General features: G+C 44.9%; 21 protein-coding genes. 16 read left to right on the top strand and 5 right to left on the bottom strand.

Annotation, left to right across the window (positions count from 1 at the left end):
• The first annotated feature begins 292 nt into the window (after nucleotides 1–292).
• Nucleotides 293–1,294: a branched-chain amino acid aminotransferase gene (locus V7R42_RS17345; protein ID WP_334021591.1), complete on the top strand. Its 1,002-nt coding sequence runs from the start codon at nucleotides 293–295 to the stop codon at nucleotides 1,292–1,294.
• Nucleotides 1,295–1,360: 66 nt separating this feature from the next.
• Here V7R42_RS17345 and gpmA read toward each other — a convergent pair whose 3' ends face one another.
• Both gpmA and V7R42_RS17335 read right to left on the bottom strand, forming a co-directional pair.
• Nucleotides 1,361–2,107 (bottom strand): 2,3-diphosphoglycerate-dependent phosphoglycerate mutase, encoded by a 747-nt coding sequence (gpmA, locus tag V7R42_RS17340; protein WP_014947970.1) that lies wholly within the window; start codon nucleotides 2,105–2,107, stop codon nucleotides 1,361–1,363.
• Nucleotides 2,108–2,284: 177 nt separating this feature from the next.
• Nucleotides 2,285–2,746 carry a cupin domain-containing protein gene (locus V7R42_RS17335; protein WP_334021590.1) on the bottom strand — a complete coding sequence of 154 codons (462 nt, stop codon included), beginning with the start codon at nucleotides 2,744–2,746 and terminating at the stop codon, nucleotides 2,285–2,287.
• A 493-nt stretch (nucleotides 2,747–3,239) separates the two neighbouring features.
• On the opposite strand from V7R42_RS17335, the gene acnA reads away from it, so the two are divergent.
• Nucleotides 3,240–5,957, top strand: a complete 2,718-nt coding sequence (gene acnA, locus V7R42_RS17330; RefSeq protein ID WP_334021589.1) for an aconitate hydratase AcnA — start codon at nucleotides 3,240–3,242, stop codon at nucleotides 5,955–5,957.
• A 70-nt stretch (nucleotides 5,958–6,027) separates the two neighbouring features.
• On the opposite strand, the gene V7R42_RS17325 is transcribed toward acnA, so the two are convergent.
• The gene (locus V7R42_RS17325) at nucleotides 6,028–8,286 is read right to left on the bottom strand and encodes a GspE/PulE family protein (protein WP_334021587.1); all 2,259 of its coding nucleotides are present in this window, start codon (nucleotides 8,284–8,286) and stop codon (nucleotides 6,028–6,030) included.
• A 388-nt stretch (nucleotides 8,287–8,674) separates the two neighbouring features.
• Here V7R42_RS17325 and rpsJ point away from each other — a divergent pair, with 388 nt between their 5' ends.
• The 12 genes from rpsJ to V7R42_RS17265 all read left to right on the top strand — a co-directional run bounded on the left by rpsJ (nucleotide 8,675) and on the right by V7R42_RS17265 (nucleotide 15,268).
• Nucleotides 8,675–8,986, top strand: a complete 312-nt coding sequence (gene rpsJ / locus V7R42_RS17320; protein WP_010179497.1) for a 30S ribosomal protein S10 — start codon at nucleotides 8,675–8,677, stop codon at nucleotides 8,984–8,986.
• An 18-nt stretch (nucleotides 8,987–9,004) separates the two neighbouring features.
• Nucleotides 9,005–9,643 carry a 50S ribosomal protein L3 gene (gene rplC, locus V7R42_RS17315; protein ID WP_014947975.1) on the top strand — a complete coding sequence of 213 codons (639 nt, stop codon included), beginning with the start codon at nucleotides 9,005–9,007 and terminating at the stop codon, nucleotides 9,641–9,643.
• Between the two features lie 18 nt (nucleotides 9,644–9,661).
• On the top strand, nucleotides 9,662–10,267 hold the full coding sequence (rplD, locus tag V7R42_RS17310; RefSeq protein WP_334021586.1) for a 50S ribosomal protein L4: 606 nt from the start codon (nucleotides 9,662–9,664) through the stop codon (nucleotides 10,265–10,267).
• A complete protein-coding gene (gene rplW / locus V7R42_RS17305) occupies nucleotides 10,264–10,563 on the top strand; it encodes a 50S ribosomal protein L23 (protein ID WP_012516959.1) in 300 nt (99 codons plus the stop codon). Before rplD ends, rplW begins: the two co-directional genes overlap by 4 nt.
• Before the next feature lie 14 nt (nucleotides 10,564–10,577).
• The gene (rplB, locus tag V7R42_RS17300; RefSeq protein ID WP_014947976.1) at nucleotides 10,578–11,402 is read left to right on the top strand and encodes a 50S ribosomal protein L2; all 825 of its coding nucleotides are present in this window, start codon (nucleotides 10,578–10,580) and stop codon (nucleotides 11,400–11,402) included.
• A 15-nt stretch (nucleotides 11,403–11,417) separates the two neighbouring features.
• Entirely contained in the window at nucleotides 11,418–11,693 is a 276-nt protein-coding gene (gene rpsS / locus V7R42_RS17295; protein WP_012516961.1) for a 30S ribosomal protein S19, read from the top strand.
• 11 nt (nucleotides 11,694–11,704) lie between these two features.
• Nucleotides 11,705–12,037, top strand: a complete 333-nt coding sequence (gene rplV / locus V7R42_RS17290; RefSeq protein ID WP_014947977.1) for a 50S ribosomal protein L22 — start codon at nucleotides 11,705–11,707, stop codon at nucleotides 12,035–12,037.
• A 9-nt stretch (nucleotides 12,038–12,046) separates the two neighbouring features.
• The gene (gene rpsC, locus V7R42_RS17285; RefSeq protein WP_014947978.1) at nucleotides 12,047–12,751 is read left to right on the top strand and encodes a 30S ribosomal protein S3; all 705 of its coding nucleotides are present in this window, start codon (nucleotides 12,047–12,049) and stop codon (nucleotides 12,749–12,751) included.
• A 2-nt stretch (nucleotides 12,752–12,753) separates the two neighbouring features.
• Nucleotides 12,754–13,164 (top strand): 50S ribosomal protein L16, encoded by a 411-nt coding sequence (rplP, locus tag V7R42_RS17280; protein WP_014947979.1) that lies wholly within the window; start codon nucleotides 12,754–12,756, stop codon nucleotides 13,162–13,164.
• Complete coding sequence (gene rpmC, locus V7R42_RS17275) at nucleotides 13,164–13,355, top strand: 50S ribosomal protein L29 (RefSeq protein WP_014947980.1); 192 nt, start codon at nucleotides 13,164–13,166, stop codon at nucleotides 13,353–13,355. Before rplP ends, rpmC begins: the two co-directional genes overlap by 1 nt.
• Nucleotides 13,355–13,612 (top strand): 30S ribosomal protein S17, encoded by a 258-nt coding sequence (gene rpsQ / locus V7R42_RS17270; RefSeq protein WP_014975444.1) that lies wholly within the window; start codon nucleotides 13,355–13,357, stop codon nucleotides 13,610–13,612. The genes rpmC and rpsQ overlap by 1 nt, the downstream gene beginning before the upstream one ends.
• A gap of 345 nt (nucleotides 13,613–13,957) precedes the next feature.
• Nucleotides 13,958–15,268, top strand: a complete 1,311-nt coding sequence (locus V7R42_RS17265) for a 3-deoxy-D-manno-octulosonic acid transferase (RefSeq protein ID WP_334021585.1) — start codon at nucleotides 13,958–13,960, stop codon at nucleotides 15,266–15,268.
• A 297-nt stretch (nucleotides 15,269–15,565) separates the two neighbouring features.
• On the opposite strand, the gene V7R42_RS17260 is transcribed toward V7R42_RS17265, so the two are convergent.
• Complete coding sequence (locus V7R42_RS17260) at nucleotides 15,566–17,368, bottom strand: cation:proton antiporter (RefSeq protein WP_334021584.1); 1,803 nt, start codon at nucleotides 17,366–17,368, stop codon at nucleotides 15,566–15,568.
• 210 nt (nucleotides 17,369–17,578) lie between these two features.
• On the opposite strand from V7R42_RS17260, the gene V7R42_RS17255 reads away from it, so the two are divergent.
• A complete protein-coding gene (locus V7R42_RS17255) occupies nucleotides 17,579–18,430 on the top strand; it encodes a hypothetical protein (protein ID WP_334021582.1) in 852 nt (283 codons plus the stop codon).
• A gap of 229 nt (nucleotides 18,431–18,659) precedes the next feature.
• On the top strand, nucleotides 18,660–19,247 hold the full coding sequence (locus V7R42_RS17250) for a hypothetical protein (protein WP_334021580.1): 588 nt from the start codon (nucleotides 18,660–18,662) through the stop codon (nucleotides 19,245–19,247).
• Between the two features lie 60 nt (nucleotides 19,248–19,307).
• Here V7R42_RS17250 and V7R42_RS17245 read toward each other — a convergent pair whose 3' ends face one another.
• A complete protein-coding gene (locus tag V7R42_RS17245; RefSeq protein ID WP_334021579.1) occupies nucleotides 19,308–21,218 on the bottom strand; it encodes a methyl-accepting chemotaxis protein in 1,911 nt (636 codons plus the stop codon).
• Nucleotides 21,219–21,543: the final 325 nt, after the last annotated feature.

Genomic DNA, 21,543 nt, shown 5'->3' with positions numbered 1-21,543 from the left:
CGAAAGAAAAATGGGGTCAGAGTACATTAATCCGCACTCCCCCAGCAACACCTCAAATTGGGGTCAGAGTACTTTATTACTTTAAACATCAGAATATAGTTATACCCATTATCCTAATGTGCTGCTAACTCAGAGAAATGTACTCTGACCCCATAATTTTTGTGTTGTCAGTATTTGTAGACGTTATTAATAGATAAAAGCCTTTATTGAACTGACATACTTTTAGCAAAGTGGACGTTTTTTGGTAAACTCTGTTGGGTATTTTTTTAGTCGAAGTAAATAGGACAAACTAATGGCCGTATTCGGTACAGTATTCATGCCACAAATGGCACTAGCTACCTTTGTCAACGATAAATGGACTGACACCGAATTTGTCAGTGCAAACAGTATTCAGCTTCACCCTGGCGCACACGTGCTTCATTACTCAAGTACGTGCTTTGAAGGTTTAAAAGCATTTAAGCACGAAGATGGCAGCATCAACATTTTTAGAATGGATAAGAATATTGAGCGCTTTGCTCAAAGTAGTCGTCTGTTAAATCTACCTGAAATAGACAAAGCACAAGTCGAAAAGATGATCACCGACATTGTTGCTAAATACGCTTCTGAAGTTCCAGAGCCACCAGGTTCTATGTATATCCGTCCTACGCATATCGGAACCGAAGCGTCTATTGGTAAAGCGGCTGCACCATCAGCAAGTTCAATGCTATACGTTCTATTATCGCCGGTTGGGGATTACTTTGCCGGCGGTTTGAAGCCACTACGCTTGTTGCTAGATGAAACAGGCATGCGCTGTGCGCCGCACATGGGAATGGTAAAAAGCGGTGGTAACTACGCTAGTGCGTTGCCTCCTATTCTTAAAGCGCGCGCTGAAGTACAGGCCGATCAAATATTGTTCTGTCCTAATGGCGACGTACAAGAAACGGGTGCTGCTAATTTCCTACTCATCGATGGCGATGAAATCATTACTAAAGGGTTAGACTCTAGCTTCCTACATGGTGTAACCCGTGCAACTATCCTAGAGATAGCTAAAGACCATGGCATGACGGTTAGTGAGCGGGATATCACAGTTGAAGAACTATTAGAGCGTTCAGCTAAGCCAAATACTGAGGCTGCACTATCTGGTACTGCAGCTGTACTTACGCCGGTAGGTACCTTTATTCACAACGACAAAGAATATCAGGTTGGTAACGGCGAAGCTGGCCCTGTGACAATGAAGTTAAGAAAAGCGTTAAATGATATCCAATGGGGTAAAGCTGAAGATACCCATGAATGGTTGGTGAAAGTGCCAAACTAGTCTAATTAGACACCCATTAAAAAAGCCTGCTAACGCAGGCTTTTTCGTACCTAAAAAGGCAACCGATTACTTCGCTTTGCCTTGCTTTGCAACTGCATCCATCATTGCTTTGATAGCGTCAGCATCACCAAGATACTCTTTAGAAATTGGCTTCAGGTTCTCATCTAATTCGTATACAAGTGGAACACCTGTAGGAATGTTCAGACCCAACACTTCTTCGTCTGACATACCATCAAGATACTTAACAAGAGCGCGCAGGCTATTACCATGGGCAGCAATAATTACGCGCTTTCCAGCTTGAATATCCGGACGAATAACGTCATGCCAGTAAGGCAGTACGCGTTCGATTGTTAGTTTTAGGCTCTCACCACGTGGCAGAATATCAGCATCTACATTGTTGTAGCGTGGATCGTGTCCTGGAAAGTGCTCGCTGTCGTCTTCAACTGCAGGAGGTGGGATGTCGAAGCTACGACGCCATATTTTAACCTGCTCTTCACCATGCTTGGCAGCAGTTTCCGCTTTGTCTAGGCCCGTTAGTGCACCGTAGTGACGTTCGTTTAGACGCCAGTGACGCTCAACAGGAAGATAGTGCTGGCCCATCTCTTCAAGTGCAATATTGAGTGTTTTGATTGCGCGAAGAAGTACAGACGTATAGGCCTGATCAAATGTAAATCCAGCGTCTTTAAGAAGCTGGCCTGCGGTCTTTGCTTGTGCTACACCAGTGTCGGTCAAGTCAACGTCGTGCCAGCCCGTGAAACGATTTTCCAAGTTCCACTGACTTTCTCCATGACGAATAAGTACCAATTTATACATAGTTGGGTTACCTGCGGCGTTAGAGTGAAATAGTCTGAGATAATGCCAGAAATTGGACGTTCAGACGTATATTTATAAATCTACTGTTATCATCCTTGATTGGCGCTTAAAAATCCAGTTTATGCGGGTACAAAATCGCAGGTAAGACGTGTGTTTGTCGCTAAAATTTAGGACTTATTATATAAAGCGCGTAAGGTCTGGATGCGCAATTTTTATCCACTCTTGCATTGCCGGTTCTTCGATAAAGCTAAAGTCTTCGAAGTCAAACCCTGGCGCTACCGTACAACCCACAAGAGAGTAATCTCCCATAGTTGCACCCGCCTGAAAATTCCCCGCTTTAACAACTTCAACATAACCGCTGTTTTCGCCACCAATACGACGTTCCCACAACTGTTGTTTTTGGAGTTGAAATAGCTGTAAGGGAGCGCCTTCATAGTGGTTCCATACTTCATCGTGTAAAACGCGATGAAAACGACTGACTTGTCCCTTCAGAAGAAGAAAATAAATATGAGTAAGTGCGGGTCGACTACCATTGTGCACAAACGATTTAGTTTCATTTTCAGAGCGGAAGACCTGACGATAGAATCCTCCTTCAGGATGAGGCGCAAGGTTGTATTTCTTCACTAGCGGATGTGTCATGGTAACTTCGTTATTATTGTTATTGCTTATTACTAATGCCTGTTTATCTCAAAACCTTCCAAAAGCATGCATTAAGACATTTGGTGTTTAACCTTATTCTAAGCATAACGTTTGGGAAGTCATAATAAAACAGAAATGTTGCATATTTGTAAATCATCTTAATCAGCTAATACTTTGTTCATACGCTAAGTTTTCTTACCAATTAGCCTCAAAATATGATGTGCCAAGCTTACCTACCAATAAGCGCTATCTGTCCTAGTCAGGTTTTTCTAGTTGATATAGCGCTTCTTCATAATCCATCTGTTTAAACCGATAACAAGATATAGCTAAAAAAGCGATGCTATTACTACTAGTAGGTGAACTTTTTTTCATGTTGTGGCCGTACAAATTAAAAAATAAGGCAACGGAATAATTATACGTTGCTCGATTCTTGCGTTGGAAAAATTGAAACGTACACAATATTCACGAACAGGCAAAAAAGGAAGGTGAGCGTATGACATATAAGTCTTTTTCGCAGCTTGAAGTAAACGGCAAAAACTTCAAGGCGGTTAATTTTGACAGTATAGGCAGTAAATATGCGCTCGACAGGCTTCCGTTTTGTATCAAAATTCTATTGGAAAACCTGATTCGTCATGAAGACCAAGAGTTTGTTAATAGCAACGATATTGAGCAGGTAGCGAAGTGGGATACAGAAAATCATGTTGATCATGAGGTGTCTTTTGTTCCCGCGCGCGTTATCCTCCAAGATTTTACGGGCGTGCCCGCTATTGTTGACCTAGCAGCCATGCGCGATGCAGTTAATCGTTTAGGTGGCGACGCTCAGGCCATTAACCCATTAAACCCAGTAGAACTTGTTATCGATCATTCAGTAATGGTTGATCACTTCGCTGAAGAGAACGCGCTTGAAAAGAATACTGATATAGAAATCCAGCGAAATAGAGAGCGTTATCAATTTCTAAAATGGGGGCAATCTAGCTTTGACAATTTCAAAGTGGTTCCCCCAGGTCGCGGTATCGTGCATCAGGTTAACCTAGAGTATCTTGCTCGTTGCGCATTTACCAAAGAACAAGATGGGGAAACCTTGGTTTACCCAGATACCCTAGTAGGAACAGATTCGCACACTACTATGATTAATGGCCTTGGCGTTCTAGGCTGGGGTGTGGGTGGTATTGAAGCAGAAGCGGCGATGCTGGGTCAGCCAGTTACCATGCTTTTGCCTAAGGTCGTTGGCTTCAGGCTTTCAGGTAAGTTACCTGCTGGCGTAACTGCTACTGACATGGTGCTTACCATAACGGAGCAGTTACGTGAACATGGGGTAGTTGGAAAGTTTGTAGAATTTTATGGACCGGGTCTGAAACACCTAACAACGGCTGATCGCGCCACCATCGCAAACATGGCACCTGAGTATGGCGCAACGTGCGGCATATTTCCTATTGATGACGTGGCTTTAGATTACCTCCGACTGACGGGTCGAGATGAAAATCAAGTTGCTCTTGTTGAGGAATATGCGAAGTTTAGTCATTTATGGCACGACGATCATTCAAAAGACGCACAGTATCATGAAACGCTGGAACTTGATTTAAGTGAAGTCGTGCCGTCGCTTGCAGGACCCAAACGCCCACAAGATCGAATTGCACTAGATAAAGCGGCAGAAGCGTTTAATGAATGGCATCGTTCGCAAATTGATGTAAAAGTTCTTGATGAAGAAACCGATCTAATCGCTGAAGCGGGGTTAGGTACAACAGACGAGGTGGACGAAGAGCACGACTCCTTTGTGGAATTTAGAGGAAGCAAGTTCAACCTAGAAGATGGCGCTATTGTAATCGCTGCTATCACCAGCTGTACTAACACGTCGAATCCATCCGTGCTTGTTGGAGCAGGTTTACTTGCTAAGAAAGCCGCGGAAAAAGGTCTAACGCGCAAACCTTGGGTTAAAACCTCACTAGCTCCTGGCTCTCAGGTTGTTACTCAGTATTTAGAAGATGCTGGCCTTATGGACCCGCTAGAATCGCTTGGTTTTAATTTGGTAGGCTATGGTTGTACTACTTGTATCGGTAATTCAGGTCCCTTACCTGACGCCATTACTGACGCCATTAGAAAAGCGAAGCTCACCGTGACGTCGGTTTTATCTGGTAACCGTAACTTCGAAGGCCGAATCCATCCTGATGTAGCTGCAAACTACCTTGCATCTCCGCCGTTGGTTGTGGCGTACGCATTAGCAGGGAATATGAATGTTGATATTACGAAACAGCCGCTAGGCCAAGCGAATGACGGTACTCCAGTATATTTAAAAGATATCTGGCCTACTGAAGACGAGATTCAGCAATATATCGCACAAAACGTTACAGGCGATTTGTTTAAAGAAAAGTATGCAGATGTTTTCAAAGGAAGTGGTGAGTGGAACGAGCTACAGGTAAGTAAAACTTCAGTATATGACTGGCCGGAATCAACCTACATTAAACACCCGCCTTTCTTTGAAGTGATGGGTAAGGAGCCTGAAGCATTATCTGCAATCGAAAACGCGCGCTGCCTGGTTAAGGTTGGTGATTCGATTACTACTGATCATATTTCGCCAGCTGGCGCCATTGCTAAAGATAGCCCTGCGGGCGAATATCTGCAGGCGCAAGGCGTTGACCCTAATGATTTTAACTCTTACGGGTCTCGTCGTGGTAACCACGAGGTTATGATGAGAGGTACGTTTGCTAATGTTCGACTCCAAAACCAGCTGGCACCAGGTACTAGAGGGAGCGCAACAACACATTTCCCTAGTGGCGAAAGCATGTCCATTTTCCACGCTGCGATGCGTTACAAAGATGACGGCGTACCAGCCATTGTTATTGGTGGAAAAGAGTACGGTACTGGCTCGAGTCGAGATTGGGCAGCTAAAGGCCCTTCACTTATGGGTGTAAAAGCGGTTTTGGCTGAGAGCTATGAAAGAATACATCGTTCAAACCTAATTGGTATGGGAATCTTACCCCTTCAATTTAAATCGGGTGACAGCGCGAGTTCTTTGGAACTTAAAGGCAATGAGTCTTTTTCTATTAACGCTGTTGAACGTGGGCAGACCGAGGTTGAAGTGAAAGCAGTGTCGGATGAAGGGAAAACAACAACGTTTATGATGGATATCAGAATTGATACATCAAACGAGTTCACTTACTTTGAAAACGGCGGAATTCTACATTACGTGATCAGAGAATACTTGAAAAAATAAGTACTCCAAATGTCGAAGGCAAGGGAGCGCTCCCTTGCCTTTCTTTTACGTTGAAAACGAAAATAGAAGATTAATCACCACCAATAATTTGTACTTGAGCTAGGTCGGTGTCGCCTTTAAGTACTTTAAAAATTGCATCTTGTACGAGAGTACGCATACCATCAGCTGCTGCCTGAGATTTCATATCGGCGACGCTAGCTTCTTTATATATCATTGAGCGAAGCTCTGGCGTCATGCCCAGTAATTCGTGTACGCCTGTTCTCCCCTTGTAACCTGTGTTTCCGCACTCTTCACAGCCTTTTGCTCGGTATAACTCTAACGGCGTTTGAATATTCAGTTCTGCAATGTGCGCATTGCCGTACTGGCGCTCAATAAAGGCCATATCGGTTTCAGTGGCAATGTATTTTTCTTTACACTTACCGCAGAGCGTGCGGATAAGCCGTTGGGCCAGTATTCCTACGCAGGCATCAGAGAAGTTCACGGGATCGAGACCCAAATCAAGTAGACGAGTAATGGTTTCTGGTGCTGAGTTGGTATGAAGCGTAGACAACACCAAGTGACCGGTTAACGAGGCCTCAATACCTGCATGCGCGGTTTCTTTATCACGCATCTCACCAATCAGAATAATGTCAGGGTCGGCACGTAAGAATGCGCGCAGGGCTGCAGCAAAGTTGAAGCCAATCTTAGGGCTTACCTGTACCTGTTGTAGGCCAGGTTGTGTGATTTCCACTGGGTCTTCAGCCGTCCAAATCTTCTTTTCTGGTGTGTTCAAATAACCCAATATCGCGTGAAGCGTGGTGGTTTTACCTGACCCCGTTGGTCCCACTACCAAAAGAATGCCGTGAGGCTTCTTAATCATCTCTTCCAAACGGGCACGGTTGTTCGGTGCCAAGTTCATCTTATCTATAGGCATCGCACCGCCAGAGGCAAGAATACGCATAACCACACCTTCACCGGCAACCGTAGGTATGGTGGCAACACGAACTTCAACAAGTTGACCATTCATTCTGAAGGCGAGTTTGCCATCTTGTGGTACGCGTTTTTCAGCGATGTTCAAATTCGACATAATTTTTATGCGGGCAATTACTGCGCTATGGTGAGAATTCGGCACCTGGTTCATGTCGCGGCAAACACCGTCCACGCGCATACGCACGCGAGTAGGCGCGTTTTTCTCTGGGTCGATATGGATGTCCGAAGCATTAAGTCTTTTGGCATCGTGAAGAATACGGCTTACTAGGCGCACAACGGCAGGAGCGTCGTCCGATAGCTCGTCTACTTGTTCGTCAATATCGTTAGTCGATGTGCCTATCTCGTCGAGAATATCGCTCATCTCGCCTGGACCACCACCGCCGCTGTTTTCCCCCAAATATTGGAGGATTAAACTTGGAAGGCTGACAGCTATCTCGTAGCTGTCAATGCCCATGGCACTCTCTATTTCCATGAGAAGCGCAGCATTATTAGGCTCAGCCATCAATACAATGGGTTTGTCATGGGCATCGGCAATAACAGCCACATAGTTTCTTTTTAAATAAGAAACATTTAGACGGCTTTCATTTTCGAACCTGTGGTATTTATCAGGTAAATAGGGAATGAAAGGCACTTGATAATGAATAGAAAGCGAATTGCCAATTTCTTCTTCAGAGATACGATGTTCAGATACAAGGCGATGAATTAGGGCGCGAATGTCTGGAGTAGCGTCCTGAGTATCGTTCAATGTGGCTTCGTCCAACAGGCCTTTATGAACGAGTAGATCGAAAGGGTTATTCGTACCCCCTAATTCAAATCTGAATTTATCGCCTAGAATAAGGGCAAGTGCGTTACCAAGCTTAAGATCGTCTTCTGTAAATCCACCGTTGGTTTTGTTGATGATTTGAATTACACCCATTAACACACCTGCATTCATTATCGGTACGCAAAGAATGTTCTGTGTTTTGAAGTCGTTGTTTTTATCAAATTTGTCGGCGAACCGAAGGCGGGGGTGAATACTTTGAAGTAGCGTAGGGTTGTAAGGGTCGTCGATAACAACAGGTTTCTGCGAAAGGGCAACGTAGCCAGCAATAGACATGGGGCTAATCGGTACTTTTATTTCTAAGTTTTCTTTACCAGTTTTAAATCGGGCAACCAAGTCCTGATGCTGACGGCGGCGCTGAAAAATACTCATGCGAGTTGCGTCAAATAAGCCGAGTATCATGGGCTCTAATAGGCTGTAGGCATCTAACAACGTAGAGTGGCTGCTTAAGATGCGTTTTATTTGTGCAAAAATTTGCTGACTATTTACTACTTCCATACTCTCACTACTAAAAATGTTGTCGCCTATTCCTTTAAGCATTTGGCATAACACGTACTTGTTAAGTTAAGGTAACAAGATATACCTATACAGTAAAAGCAACAATACTACTTATAGCCAGTTACATATACAGGCATAGCGTAAAAATATGTGTATAAAAAGCAAACTGACGCTTGCATTGCTTCAGTCTTTCTGTATAATTCGCGCCCACTGCCCAATTAGGGCACGTAATTTTTAGCCGCAACCTCACTGCTTTTAGGGTGGTTGCCGAAGTGACGGATTCATCTTTACCGATTAGCCTGTTGCTGGCGTGCTAGAAAAAAGAACAGGGTTCCGATTGGGAACCATCGGTTTACGCACATCCTTTCTTTCCTACATTAATGGAAGAGAAAGGGTGAATTTTTTTGTTCTTTCGATTGGAGCTTAATCGATGCCAAATCAAAGAATTCGCATTCGTTTGAAAGCGTTTGATCACAAGTTGATCGATCAGTCTACGGCTGAAATCGTTGAAACTGCGAAACGCACTGGTGCTCAGGTAAGTGGTCCTATTCCTCTACCTACTCGCAAAGAACGCTATACAGTTCTGATTTCTCCGCACGTTAACAAAGACGCGCGTGATCAATATGAAATCCGTACTCACAAGCGTTTGGTAGACATCATCGAGCCAACTGATAAAACAGTTGACGCGTTGATGCGTTTGGACTTGGCTGCTGGCGTTGATGTTCAAATCAGCCTGGGCTAATAAGAGAGGGTTATAACAATGGCGATTGGTCTAGTCGGTCGTAAAGTGGGTATGACTCGCATCTTCACTGAAGATGGTACGTCTATCCCTGTGACTGTTATTGAAGCGACCCCAAACCGTGTTACTCAGCTTCGTACTGAGGAAACTGACGGTTATCGCGCTCTTCAGGTTACTGCTGGAACTAAGAAAGCTAACCGCATCAACAAAGCTGAAGCAGGTCACTTTGCTAAAGCTGGTGTTGAAGCTGGACGCACTCTAGTAGAATTCCGCCTAGAAGAAAACGAAGGTGCCGATATTGAAGTAGGCAGTGAAATCACTGTTGAAATCTTTAACGACACTAAGAAAATTGATGTAACTGGTACATCAAAAGGTAAAGGTTTCCAAGGTGCTATCAAACGCTGGAATTTCAGTTCTCAGCGTATGACACACGGTAACTCTTTGTCACACCGTGCTCCTGGTTCAATTGGTCAAAACCAATCACCAGGTAAAGTATTCAAAGGCAAGAAAATGGCTGGTCAGCTTGGTAACAAGCAAGTGACTACTCAGTCTTTGGAAGTTGTACGTGTTGACGTAGAGAACGGCCTTATCCTAGTTAAAGGTGCCGTACCTGGCGCAACTGGCAACGATGTAATCGTAAAGCCAGCTGTTAAAGCGTAACGTCTGGGGAGTGAACTGATGGAATTAACATTGAAAGACGCGAAAAGCGCTCTTGAAGTATCCGAAGCGACCTTTGGACGTGAATTCAACGAAGCCCTGGTACACCAGGTAGTTGTAGCTTACGGTGCAGGTGCTCGTCAGGGTACAAAAGCGCAGAAAACTCGCGCTGAAGTTCGTGGTGGCGGTAAGAAGCCATGGCGTCAAAAAGGTACTGGCCGCGCGCGTGCTGGTACAATCCGTAGCCCAATTTGGGTTGGCGGTGGCCGTGCTTTCGCAGCAAAGCCTCGTGACTTTGACCAAAAAGTTAACAAGAAAATGTATCGCGGTGCGATCAAGAGCATCCTGTCTGAACTAATCCGTCAAGACCGTTTGGTTGTTGTAGAGAAGTTCGGTGTTGACGCACCTAAGACTAAAGCTCTTATTTCAGCACTTAACGAATATGAACTAAATGACGTTCTAATCGTTACTCCTGAAGTTGATGAGAACTTGTTCCTAGCGGCGCGCAACTTGTACAAAGTTGACGTACGTGACGTAGCAGGCATCGACCCAGTGAGCTTGATTGCATTTGAAAAAGTGCTAATGACTGCTGATGCGGTTAAACAACTTGAGGAGGCGTTAGCATGAAAGAAGAACGTCTACTGAAGGTGCTAGTAGCACCTCACGTTTCAGAAAAGTCTACAATGGCTGCTGAAGCGAACAACACAGTTGTATTTAAAGTAGCTAAAGACGCGAACAAAGCCGAAATCAAAGCTGCAGTTGAAAAACTGTTTGAAGTTGAAGTTGAAGGTGTTCGTACTGTGAACGTTAAGGGTAAAACCAAGCGTCACGGCATGTCTTTCGGTAAGCGCAGCGACTGGAAAAAGGCCTACGTGGTTCTTAAAGAAGGTCAGGACATCGACTTTGTCGGTGGTGCTGAGTAAGAAGGGGATTAGAAATGCCATTATTGAAAGCTAAGCCAACTTCTGCCGGTCGTCGTCACGTTGTTCAGGTCGTAAATCCTGACCTGCACAAAGGTGCACCGTACGCACCTTTGCTTGAAAAGAACAGCAAATCTGGCGGTCGTAACAACAATGGTCGTATTACCACTCGTCACATTGGTGGTGGTCATAAGCAACACTACCGTGTAATCGACTTTAAACGCAACAAAGACGGCATTCCAGCTAAAGTTGAGCGTTTAGAATACGATCCAAACCGTTCTGCAAACATTGCACTAGTATTGTACGCAGACGGTGAACGTCGTTACATTCTGGCTCCTAAGGGTATGCAAGCAGGTGATGCAATCCAGTCTGGTTCGGACGCTCCGATCAAGTCTGGTAACACACTACCTATGCGTAACATCCCTGTAGGTACTGTTGTACACGCAATTGAAATGAAGCCTGGCAAAGGTGCGCAAATCGCACGTTCTGCTGGTGCTTATGCTCAGATCCTAGCACGTGACGGAAACTACGTTACCTTACGTCTACGCTCTGGCGAAATGCGTAAAGTTCTATCTGATTGCCGCGCCACTATCGGTGAAGTTGGCAATGCAGAGCACATGCTTCGTTCACTAGGTAAAGCTGGTGCTACACGCTGGCGTGGTGTTCGTCCTACCGTTCGTGGTGTTGCCATGAACCCGGTTGATCACCCACACGGTGGTGGTGAAGGTCGTACATCAGGCGGTCGTCACCCAGTAACTCCTTGGGGTGTTCCTACCAAAGGTAAGAAAACCCGAAGCAACAAGCGTACTGATAAGCTTATCGTACGTCGTCGAAACAAGTAATAGCGAGGATTCACCATGCCACGTTCTCTCAAGAAAGGTCCTTTTATTGACCTTCACTTGCTGAAGAAGGTAGAGGCTGCAGTGGAAAAGAACGAACGTAAACCAATCAAAACTTGGTCTCGTCGTTCTATGATCATCCCAGATATGATTGGGTTGACCATTGCGGTCCATAACGGTCGCCAACATGTACCTGTCATTATTAGTGACGAAATGGTCGGCCACAAGTTGGGCGAATTTGCGCCAACGCGTACTTACCGCGGCCATGTCGCGGATAAGAAAGCTAAACGTTAAGGGGTAGGAAGATGGAAGCATTAGCTAAACACCGTTTTGCCCGCACGTCGGCTCAAAAGGCACGCTTGGTTGCGGATCAAATTCGCGGAATGCACGTTGAGAAAGCTCTAGAGCTTCTTGCGTACAGCCCGAAGAAAAGCGCAGCGCTAGTAAAGAAAGTATTGGAATCTGCGATTGCTAACGCAGAGCACAACGAAGGTGCAGACATCGACGAATTACGCGTGTCTAAAGTTTTCGTTGACGAAGGTCCAACTATGAAACGTATCAAGCCACGTGCTAAAGGCCGTGCTGATCGTATCTTCAAGCGCAGCAGTCACATCACTGTGGTTGTAGCGGATAACTAGGAGTAGATAATGGGACAGAAGGTACATCCTACAGGTATACGCCTGGGTATCAGCAAACCATGGACTTCTACCTGGTACGCTAATACTGCAGACTATGCAGACAACCTGTATAACGATCATCAGGTACGTCAGTATCTGACTAAGCAACTAAAGAACGCTTCACTTTCTAAAATCGTGATTGAGCGTCCTGCTAAGAGCATCCGTGTGACTATTCACACTGCTCGTCCAGGCGTTGTAATCGGTAAGAAAGGTGAAGACGTAGAGAAGTTGCGTAACTACGTATCTAAGCTAGCCGGCGTGCCAGCTCAGATCAACATCGCTGAAGTACGTAAGCCAGAGCTAGATGGCCAGCTAGTAGCTGACAGCATCTCTAGCCAGCTAGAGCGTCGTGTTATGTTCCGTCGTGCTATGAAGCGCGCAGTACAAAACGCAATGCGTTTAGGCGCGAAAGGTATCAAAGTTGAAGTTAGCGGCCGTTTGGGCGGAGCAGAAATTGCACGTTCTGAATGGTACCGTGAAGGTCGCGTTCCTCTGCACACTTTCCGTGCGGATATCGATTACGCAACCTCTGAAGCGTCAACTACTTACGGTATCATCGGCGTTAAAGTATGGATCTTCAAAGGTGAAGTTCTAGGTGGTCTACCTACAACTCAAGAGCAAGCACCAGCTGCTCAACCTAAGAAGAAAGGCCGCAACGCTAAGCGAGAGGGCTAATCATGTTACAACCAAAACGCATGAAGTTCCGTAAGATGCACAAAGGCCGCAACCGCGGCTTAGCAGCGGGTAATACTGTTGCCTTTGGTACTTACGGCCTTAAAGCAGTTGGTCGTGGTCGAATGACTGCGCGCCAAATCGAAGCAGCGCGTCGTGCTATGACTCGTCACGTTAAGCGTCAAGGTAAAATTTGGATTCGAGTTTTCCCTGACAAGCCAATTACTGAGAAGCCTCTAGAAGTGCGTCAAGGTAAAGGTAAAGGTAACGTTGAGTACTGGGTATGCCAAATTCAGCCTGGTCGTGTGCTATACGAGATGGAAGGTGTTCCTGAAAATCTTGCACGCGAAGCGTTTGAATTGGCAGCGGCTAAACTGCCATTTAAAACAACCTTTGTAACTCGGACGGTGATGTAATGAAAGCGACTGAACTGAAAGAAAAGAGCGTAGAAGAGCTGAACGCAGAGTTGATTAACCTGCTACGCGAACAGTTCAACCTACGCATGCAGCACACAACAGGTCAGCTTGAAAAAACTGATCAGTTGAGAAAAGTACGTCGTAACATCGCGCGTGTTAAAACCATTCTGACTCAAAAGGCTGATGCGTAATGACTGAGCAAAAAATTCGTACAGTACAAGGTCGTGTGGTTAGCAACAAGATGGATAAGTCTATCACTGTTGTAGTTGAACGTTTTGTTAAGCACCCAATCTACGGGAAGTTCATCAAGCGCTCTACTAAGCTTCACGCACACGACGAAAACAACGTATGCAATAAAGGTGACGTAGTAACAGTACGTGAATGTCGCCCGCTATCTAAGAGCAAATCTTGGATGCTAGTTGACGTTGTTGAGAAAGCTGGCGTTTAATCGCTAACTTTTTTCAAAGTCTTAAAAAAGCCGCTTTCGAGCGGCTTTTTTGTATTTTGACCTTCCTAGTAGAGGCTCACCCCGTTGAGTTAGAGCCTGATCATCGCAGTTAGAGAGCAATATTTAACTACGCATAATAAGGCCAAGCTCTAGACGCAGGCTATTAAGTCACTACAATGTCGAAACTATTTATTTTGGCATGTGACAGTTTACAAACGTATTTACATGCGCAACGCTTTAAAGTGAGCGCATCGCTTCTTGTCACACAAGGTTTGAAAGGCAAATATCAATATTTGCTAACACAAAGTCCTGTTTCCGAAGTACCTGTTTTAAAAGGATGTATTTATGGTTGTTGCCAACATTCACGGCTATAAACCGACTTTACTTGAAACACTCTGCCGGTGGGGATATTCGCTTGTATTGGTACTTGCTATTCCCTTCGCACTTATTCATTTGTTAATAAAGGCCTCGAAAACAAGTGATAACTCGCATCGTGGACGATTTGAGCGGTTTGGCTTAGTCCCACAGCCGCTTAAGCAGAATGGCTATTTATTTCACTGTGTTTCGGTAGGGGAAGTGGTAGCTGCTTCGTGCGTAATTAAACGGATAATTCAACAGGAACCCAATGTGCAAATAACCGTTACAACTACAACACTTACAGGTTCTGCCCGCGTACGAGATATATTTAAAGATACGGTTCATCATTTCTATTTGCCTTACGACTTGCCGTTAACCATGTCTGCAATGCTAAAACGCATTAAGCCAAAAGCCGTTATGATTACTGAAGTTGAATTATGGCCAAACCTTATTGATGTGTGTTGGCGGCGGAGCATTCCCGTTATGGTGATAAATGCTCGCATGACCGATCGCTCAGCTAAGCGTTATAAAAAAATTGGAAAGCTATTTAATCCCATGTTGTTAAAGCTATCCCACGTGTGTGCACAAGGCCAAAGAGATTTCGATAACTACGCATGGTTAGGAGTTACGCAAGATAAGCTAACCCTAACGAATAATATTAAGTTTGACCAAGCCGCTACCACAGTTAGACCCTCTGAACGCTTTCTTGGATTAGCGAAGGGTGAAAGGCCAATACTTGTTGCAGGTAGTACGCATGAACCTGAAGAGAGCGTTATCATTGAAGCTGCACAGGCTTTATGGAAAGTGAATGCCCAGCTACGGGTTATTATTGTTCCTCGCCATCCAGAGCGTTTTGATAGCGTAGACAAGTTACTTGAAAAGCATAAACTAACTTTTGTTAAAAGTTCAGAGACAAGCAAGGTACCTGAAGATGTAAACGTCATCTTATTGGACGAAATGGGGAAGCTAAATCACGCCTATGCCGTTGCCTCATTTGCCTTTGTTGGCGGATCGATTGCCGATAGAGGCGGTCATAATGCTCTTGAGCCCGCTGCTCACGCGCTGCCAATAATGATGGGGCCACACATCTATAATAACCCTGTTATTTGCGATTACCTGAAGGAGTGCGGCGCGTTGAGAATAGTTGAAGATGCCTCCCGTATTTCTTCAACGGTGCAAGATTGGCTTGAATCACCCAGTAAGGCAGAACAAGCTGGAAGGGCGGGTAAAAAGGTTCTGCAAGACAACAGTGGCGCATTAGATTCTACTTTAGCGTGTATTCATCGCTGTTTGCATTAATGACGTCATTGAAAGCGACAAATCATTGTAAATGAACGAAAAAAGAACCCCGTAACAGTGCGCATGATGCACCGAAATGGTAACTCTGAGCGCGGATAAGAAGTGGATAGGACCGCGTTTTTGAACTATGTGTATGATTTTAAAGGCTTTGAAAAAGTTGGTTTGCGTCTTGCTATAAAGCGTACGACAGCGTAACAACAGCAAAATTCAAATAAATATGCGCCTTTAAAACGGGCACTGTGTTACGTGTTCTCCAGGGAGAGACCTCCTGCCGGTCGGCAGGAGGTTTTCTTACCTTCACCCTTCTATTTCTTGCTCAGGCTCAATCAAGCTGATAACACGCCAGCCTGCTTTAGGCTGAATACTATTGCCGTTGATGAAGGTATAACTTTTACCTTCCGCATTAATAGCGATAAGAGGCGTAGCGCGCTCACCATACTGCTTGGCGTACTGCTCGTAGGTAAATTCTTCAGATAAACGAGTGGTTTTCACCATTGAGTCACGGGCAATGGCTGACGCCAAGTACCCATAGGTCACACCTTCATCGAACAGTGTAAGCTTTTTAGCATACTGTTCACTAACTTGGTGGCTAGGTCGCGTAGATTGTTCATTATTAGTAAGCGCCCACACCTTGTCTTTGCCCATGGTATATTCAAAGTGATAAGCAATGAGAGGGTTAAGTTGTTTGTAAGGCGACATAATTAGCACAGTACCAAAGGTGTTTAAATCGAGGTGTCGTGCTGCATGGTCAGACATTGGGTTGCCAAAATATACAGGAATATCCATCATACGTGCTTCACGAATAGCATCCCAGTTTGTATCTGCAATAGTGACGTCTAGTTTTTGGTTTATCATTTCCGTTGCTAAGGCGCGGTTGAATTTACTGCCACCGAAAATCAGATAGCCAGTTGGCGCAGGCGCCCTCACCTTAAGCAGCGAGGCAACAGTGCGTGAAGTTAGGCTTTGTACCACTACTGTTGCAATAATCACCATAAAGACGATAGGAACGATAATCCCCGCGCCTTCATAGCCTATTTCTTCAAGTTTCAACGAAAAAAGGGCTGATACGGCCGCTGCGACTATACCGCGAGGTGCAATCCAACTCAGCAAAGCTAGCTCGTTTAGTTTGAGTCCAGTGCCAACGGACGACGCCAGCACGGACAAAGGCCTAGCCACAAACATAATGGCGGCAAGAACCACAACTGAGCCCCAGCCTACATCTACGACAGATTGCAGATTTAGGCGTGTGGCAAGCAAAATAAATAGCCCGGAAATAAGCAGAACACTGAGGGTTTCTTTAAATTCAAGAATGTCTTCTACGTCTACGTCCTTCATATTGGCGAGTACCATACCTGAGATGGTAACCGCTAAAAGGCCAGACTCGTGCGCAACATAGTTAGACGCTGCAAACACACCTAGAATAACGGTTAATACCGCGGTATTAAGGAGGTAGTGTGGGATCCAGTCTTTGCGAATAGACAGTCCAAGTAGATAGCCGGAAGCAAGACCTAGTACTGAGCCAATGCCAATGGTTTTGCCAAACGCAATTAGCGTATGGGTTATCGCTGTTTCTTGTGAAGCAACGATAAATTCGAAAACCAGTACGGCGAGCAGAGCCCCAATAGGGTCGATGACAATGCCTTCCCAGCGTAAGATATTGGCTAAGTTGGTTTTGGGACGCACGGTTCTGAGCATAGGTACGATAACCGTGGGGCCCGTTACAGTAACAATGGCTCCGAATAGGAACGACAGTTGCCAAGTAAGGTCCAGGCTGTAATGAGCAGCAGTGGCTGCGACGAGCCAGGTTACTACCACACCAACAGAGCAAAGATTTCGCACCATGTTCCCGTGACCAGCGATATCGCTGAACTTCAGCGTCAGTGATCCTTCAAAAAGAATAATGGCAACAGAGAGAGAAACGACAGGAAACAGCAAATCACCGAATAAGTCGTCCGCGTTGAGCACGCCAAAAACAGGGCCAACCACAATACCGACAATTAACAGCGGTAAAATAGCAGGGAGCCTAATCTTATAGGCTAAGTATTGGCAAGTAATTGACAGTAATCCAACTGCAACGAGTGAAAGAAGCGGGTCTGACAAAGTGAGTCCTTAACGTGTTGGTATTATTCCATGGTATATTAGCCTAAACATTTGTCATACAGAGACTTTAGACCATATCATGTTTATAGCGATATACGCTTGGGCTAAAAGTTTAGACCAATAGACCTTATTTAGCGCACTAAAATGCATGCTAGAGAGTGGGTAGGTTTGATATTATTTGTCACTTATCGTTCTTTTAGGAGCCTTTCATTGAACACTCACTTCAAATTCGCGGCGCTATCAGCATCGCTTGTACTAGCATCGGCATGCGCGGTTCAATATCCCATCTCCTCTGCTCAGTTACAAATAAAAAATATCGTTGAGTTGCCGGAAGAGCTTTCAGAAACATCGGGTCTATTTTGCGAAGTAGACGGCATGTACTCATTAAATGACTCAGGTAATGCGCCCGTCATTTATCGTATCAATTATCAGGGTGAAATTACTGAACGAACGCGCTTACCTCTCACTAATAAAGACTGGGAAGCAATAACCGCTGACGCTTCATCGTTTTACATTGCGGATGTGGGTAACAATAAAGGCAAAAGAGAACAGGTTGAAATACATAAAGTAAACCGCTCAAATGTGAATGACATCACCTCTATTACGTTGAAATACGAGGGTAATGACGCTTCGAATAACATTCCTTATGCACACGATTTCGATTCAGAGGCGATGGTTAAGCATGGCGATGACTTGCTTCTTTTCTCAAAAAGCTGGAAAACAGGTATAACCCATATCTATAAAGTAAACGAAGACCAAGCGGAGCAAACTGTAAGTACGTTTGCGTCCATTGTTGGACTGCCAGGCGTGGTGACTGGGGTAGACTTCGATCAGCACCAAAATAGGTTTGTTGTCACCGGCTACAAATCAGATCCATTTGGAAACTTTGCCACTTTCATGGCTCAAGTATCGAGCGACTTTGCACTTCTTAATGTATGGCCGCTTGAGCAATATAAACAAGTTGAAGGCATATGCGTGGATAATAGCGGCACATATTGGTTCAGTGAAGAAGCTACTGAAGGGCGCAAAGCATCGTTGTCTAGCGCCAAAATAATGCCATAACAGATAGTGCCGTAATAAGGGCGGACTTACGGAAGTTTGGCAGCCAATCCCCCCAAGCTTATTCACAGTTGTTAATAAGCGCTCTTTCATTGTCAGCAGCTGTTCTTTTAAAGTTATCTTTTAGCCAATGTTAGTAAAATGGCTAATACCCAACGGCCTACTTTCCTGTCTATACTGAAATTGTGTTCGAATAAGTTGTAGCCAACCACAATTTAAGAGGCAGCGAAAAATGAGACGCTTAAACCAGTCCTTTTTAGCAGTATGTATTTGCCCATGTCTGTTGATGATGGGTGTAGCAAATGCCTCCGTGGTCGAAAAGGCACAAGAATGGCTCAACAAATATTCAGACAGTGACGATACGTTTTCCCTAACTCTCACTAAGAATAAAATTAAGTTTAAGGGCTGCAAACAAAAGCAGTATCAACTTGCATTTAGCCAAAAACTGGCGCCTATGTTTAACGTTGAAGCCATTGTCCATTACAACAAGGGGCTCCTTGACTACGGCGTTATGTCTCAGCGTGTTAGAAGCCACGAGTTTGAAGTGGTTAGCTGGTGGGATAGGGGGGATTATCGGTTGGGGTTAAGTCATAAAATACGCCCCCGTCATGAGATGAGTATTCCGGTTGCCGACACAATTCGTCTGCCTACCAGTACATCAGCAGGCCTTTACGTAGAAATTCCATTCAATGAAGACAAGCACCTTCTTACTGTTGGGGCTATAAGAGAGTCGTGGGAAAGTGAAGGAGCATCAATGCAATTGCCATGGCGCTCCAGCCGTGACAATCTAGTAAAAGTAGAATACGCCATCACTTTCTAAATGATGGCGCATGAGGTTTTATTATCTCAACTCTTCATATTTCATAAGGCGTAAATAAACTTAAAGCTTAAATCTACTCACTTCTAACGACAGTTCTTGCGCCAGTTCGTCGAGCTTATCACTCACGTTAACCAATATCTTAGTCGCGTTCAGGGTTTCTTCACTTGATGCACTAATATCATTAATGTTTCGACTAATATCTTCAACTACCGTAGCTTGCTCTTCCGTAGCTGTCGCCACTTGCGTGTTCACATCGTTGATGTGGGCAATTTCTTCCGCAATATCTTGAAGCAGTTTGTCGATTTCATTGGTTGCAGCCACCACATCGGTAGTGCGCGAGCGGCTTGACTCCATTTGCGAAACCGCCGATTTAGAGTCTTGCTGGAATCTATCTATTTTGACCTGTATTTCGTCAGTGGCTTGGGCAGCACGTTGTGCAAGGGTTCGCACCTCATCTGCCACTACCGAAAAGCCTCGGCCGTGATCGCCAGCGCGTGCTGCTTCAATAGCCGCGTTCAGCGCAAGCAGATTAGTTTGCTCTGAAATGCCTCGTATCGTATCAAGAATACCGCCAATCGCCGCGGTGTGTTCATCAAGTGACTGAATAACTCGAGAGACATCTTGAATTTGATCGGAAAGCCCGTTTATCGCGTGCACTGCGCGCTGGGTAATTTCTCGTCCGTGAGCCGAGTTCGTGGTGGCCATATTTGCATTTTTCGCTGCATGGGTAGCAGATTGGGCAACTTCATTCACCGTACTGCCCATCTCTGTTAATGCCGCTGCCGCCTGTAAGGTTTGATCGCGCTGACTCTTTGTAGAGTTTTCTGTTTGATGAGACTGTTTAGCGACATCTTGCGCTGAAGCCTTTAGTGCATGACTTGTTTTCGCCACTTGCGAAATAGTGCCGTGAAGGTGATCAATAAAATTATTAAACCCTTCCACTAAGCGAGCAATTTCCTTTTGTTCTGGCATAGGGATTCGTGAACGCAGGTCGCCTTGTCCTTTGCCAAGCTGTTGAAAAACATCGGCCAGTGACTCAAGTGGCCTGGTAAGTGTGCCAGCTAGCCAAACTCCGATAAGCGCAAAAGCCCCCGCTATCACTAAAGCCCAAATAATAATCTGGCGACTACCAGCATTTAATGATGCGTAAAGCTCGTGCTCGGGTACTTGTGCTACCACATACCAACCTGCTTTTTCCACATACGTACTGGCAAACAGCTGCGTATCGCCTGTTGAATCGCTGGTGGCCATAGCAAAGCCCTGACGATTAATTAGTTGCCCTGCTGCGCTTGAATCGCTTACTGACGCTAATTTTACTTTTCCTAATAAATCAGTATTGGGATGAGCGATAATGGTGCCGTTACCGTCAACAAGAAAGACAAAGCCGGTTTGTGCAATTTTCACGGCATTGATGATATCAAGCAGTTCATCGACGGACTTAGCGACACCCGACATACCTCTGCCGTTTACTTGCTGGTAATTCGCAAAAAGTCGGTAACCTTGGTTTGGTTCATTGTACAAACTTAATGATATTGGCTCGCCGCTCTCTTTATAGGCAAAAAACCATCCATCGAATTCATCGTTTTGAAGCACTCTTAAAAAACCGTCCTGGTTCCAATATTTATAAGTGGTTCTGTCGACAAACGAAGCCACGGTTAAGTCGTTAAATTCCACGATATTATTTAAATAGCTAAGAAGGCGGGTTTCGCCTGCGCTATCGGCGCCTGCAGATGACCAAGCAAGAATATCAGGGTTAGAGGCGATGCTGTGAGCCACGGTAAGCATCACACTAGCCTCTCTATCTACGCGGTTGCCAACCTGTTTCAGTAAAGAAGGGAGCTGTAGTTCTTCCATGTTCTCTTTAACGAGATCACGGGCAATCCATTGGCTAATTGAACCTACAAGAATTGCAGCAGCAAGCACCGCCACAATAAGTGAAATAATGAGTTTTTGTTTAATACTGAAAGTCATGACTTTCGACCACGTAAGTTAATGCTGAAAAATAATTGATCAAAGGTGACGTGGCATTGCAGGCACAGCAACGTCGGATACTGAATCCTAGGCGGGTCAGTACTACTTCATGATTCTTACGCTAATGCTTTTATTATTAAAGCGCAGAGAAGTTATCGACCTATTCTTTGCAAAGTTTATGCTTTTTGCCAATAAATAAGTCATGGAGATTGTGAAGCATAATTGACCAATAGGTCAATAAAAACATTAACCTTTGCACATAAACAAAAAAGCCCTCGGTTTACTCATTAAACCGAGGGCCAGTGTAAGTAATGTTCATCAGAGT

Source organism: Alteromonas sp. S015 (genome assembly GCF_036864485.1).
Classification (GTDB): domain Bacteria; phylum Pseudomonadota; class Gammaproteobacteria; order Enterobacterales; family Alteromonadaceae; genus Alteromonas.
The sequence above is the reverse complement of the archived record's forward strand: the minus strand, read 5'-3'. Positions and strand labels throughout refer to the sequence as shown.

Bases quoted from the DNA above. Each gene is read 5' to 3' on its own strand.
- rplC (WP_014947975.1), top strand. From the start codon at position 9,005: ATGGCGATTGGTCTAGTCGGTCGTAAAGTGGGTATGACTCGCATCTTC.
- V7R42_RS17345 (WP_334021591.1), top strand. From the start codon at position 293: ATGGCCGTATTCGGTACAGTATTCATGCCACAAATGGCACTAGCTACC.
- rpsQ (WP_014975444.1), top strand. From the start codon at position 13,355: ATGACTGAGCAAAAAATTCGTACAGTACAAGGTCGTGTGGTTAGCAAC.
- rpsC (WP_014947978.1), top strand. From the start codon at position 12,047: ATGGGACAGAAGGTACATCCTACAGGTATACGCCTGGGTATCAGCAAA.
- rpmC (WP_014947980.1), top strand. From the start codon at position 13,164: ATGAAAGCGACTGAACTGAAAGAAAAGAGCGTAGAAGAGCTGAACGCA.
- rplP (WP_014947979.1), top strand. From the start codon at position 12,754: ATGTTACAACCAAAACGCATGAAGTTCCGTAAGATGCACAAAGGCCGC.
- V7R42_RS17335 (WP_334021590.1), bottom strand. From the start codon at position 2,746: ATGACACATCCGCTAGTGAAGAAATACAACCTTGCGCCTCATCCTGAA.
- gpmA (WP_014947970.1), bottom strand. From the start codon at position 2,107: ATGTATAAATTGGTACTTATTCGTCATGGAGAAAGTCAGTGGAACTTG.
- V7R42_RS17325 (WP_334021587.1), bottom strand. From the start codon at position 8,286: ATGCTTAAAGGAATAGGCGACAACATTTTTAGTAGTGAGAGTATGGAA.
- V7R42_RS17250 (WP_334021580.1), top strand. From the start codon at position 18,660: ATGAGACGCTTAAACCAGTCCTTTTTAGCAGTATGTATTTGCCCATGT.
- rplW (WP_012516959.1), top strand. From the start codon at position 10,264: ATGAAAGAAGAACGTCTACTGAAGGTGCTAGTAGCACCTCACGTTTCA.
- V7R42_RS17245 (WP_334021579.1), bottom strand. From the start codon at position 21,218: ATGACTTTCAGTATTAAACAAAAACTCATTATTTCACTTATTGTGGCG.
- rplV (WP_014947977.1), top strand. From the start codon at position 11,705: ATGGAAGCATTAGCTAAACACCGTTTTGCCCGCACGTCGGCTCAAAAG.
- V7R42_RS17265 (WP_334021585.1), top strand. From the start codon at position 13,958: ATGGTTGTTGCCAACATTCACGGCTATAAACCGACTTTACTTGAAACA.
- rpsJ (WP_010179497.1), top strand. From the start codon at position 8,675: ATGCCAAATCAAAGAATTCGCATTCGTTTGAAAGCGTTTGATCACAAG.
- acnA (WP_334021589.1), top strand. From the start codon at position 3,240: ATGACATATAAGTCTTTTTCGCAGCTTGAAGTAAACGGCAAAAACTTC.
- rplD (WP_334021586.1), top strand. From the start codon at position 9,662: ATGGAATTAACATTGAAAGACGCGAAAAGCGCTCTTGAAGTATCCGAA.
- rpsS (WP_012516961.1), top strand. From the start codon at position 11,418: ATGCCACGTTCTCTCAAGAAAGGTCCTTTTATTGACCTTCACTTGCTG.
- rplB (WP_014947976.1), top strand. From the start codon at position 10,578: ATGCCATTATTGAAAGCTAAGCCAACTTCTGCCGGTCGTCGTCACGTT.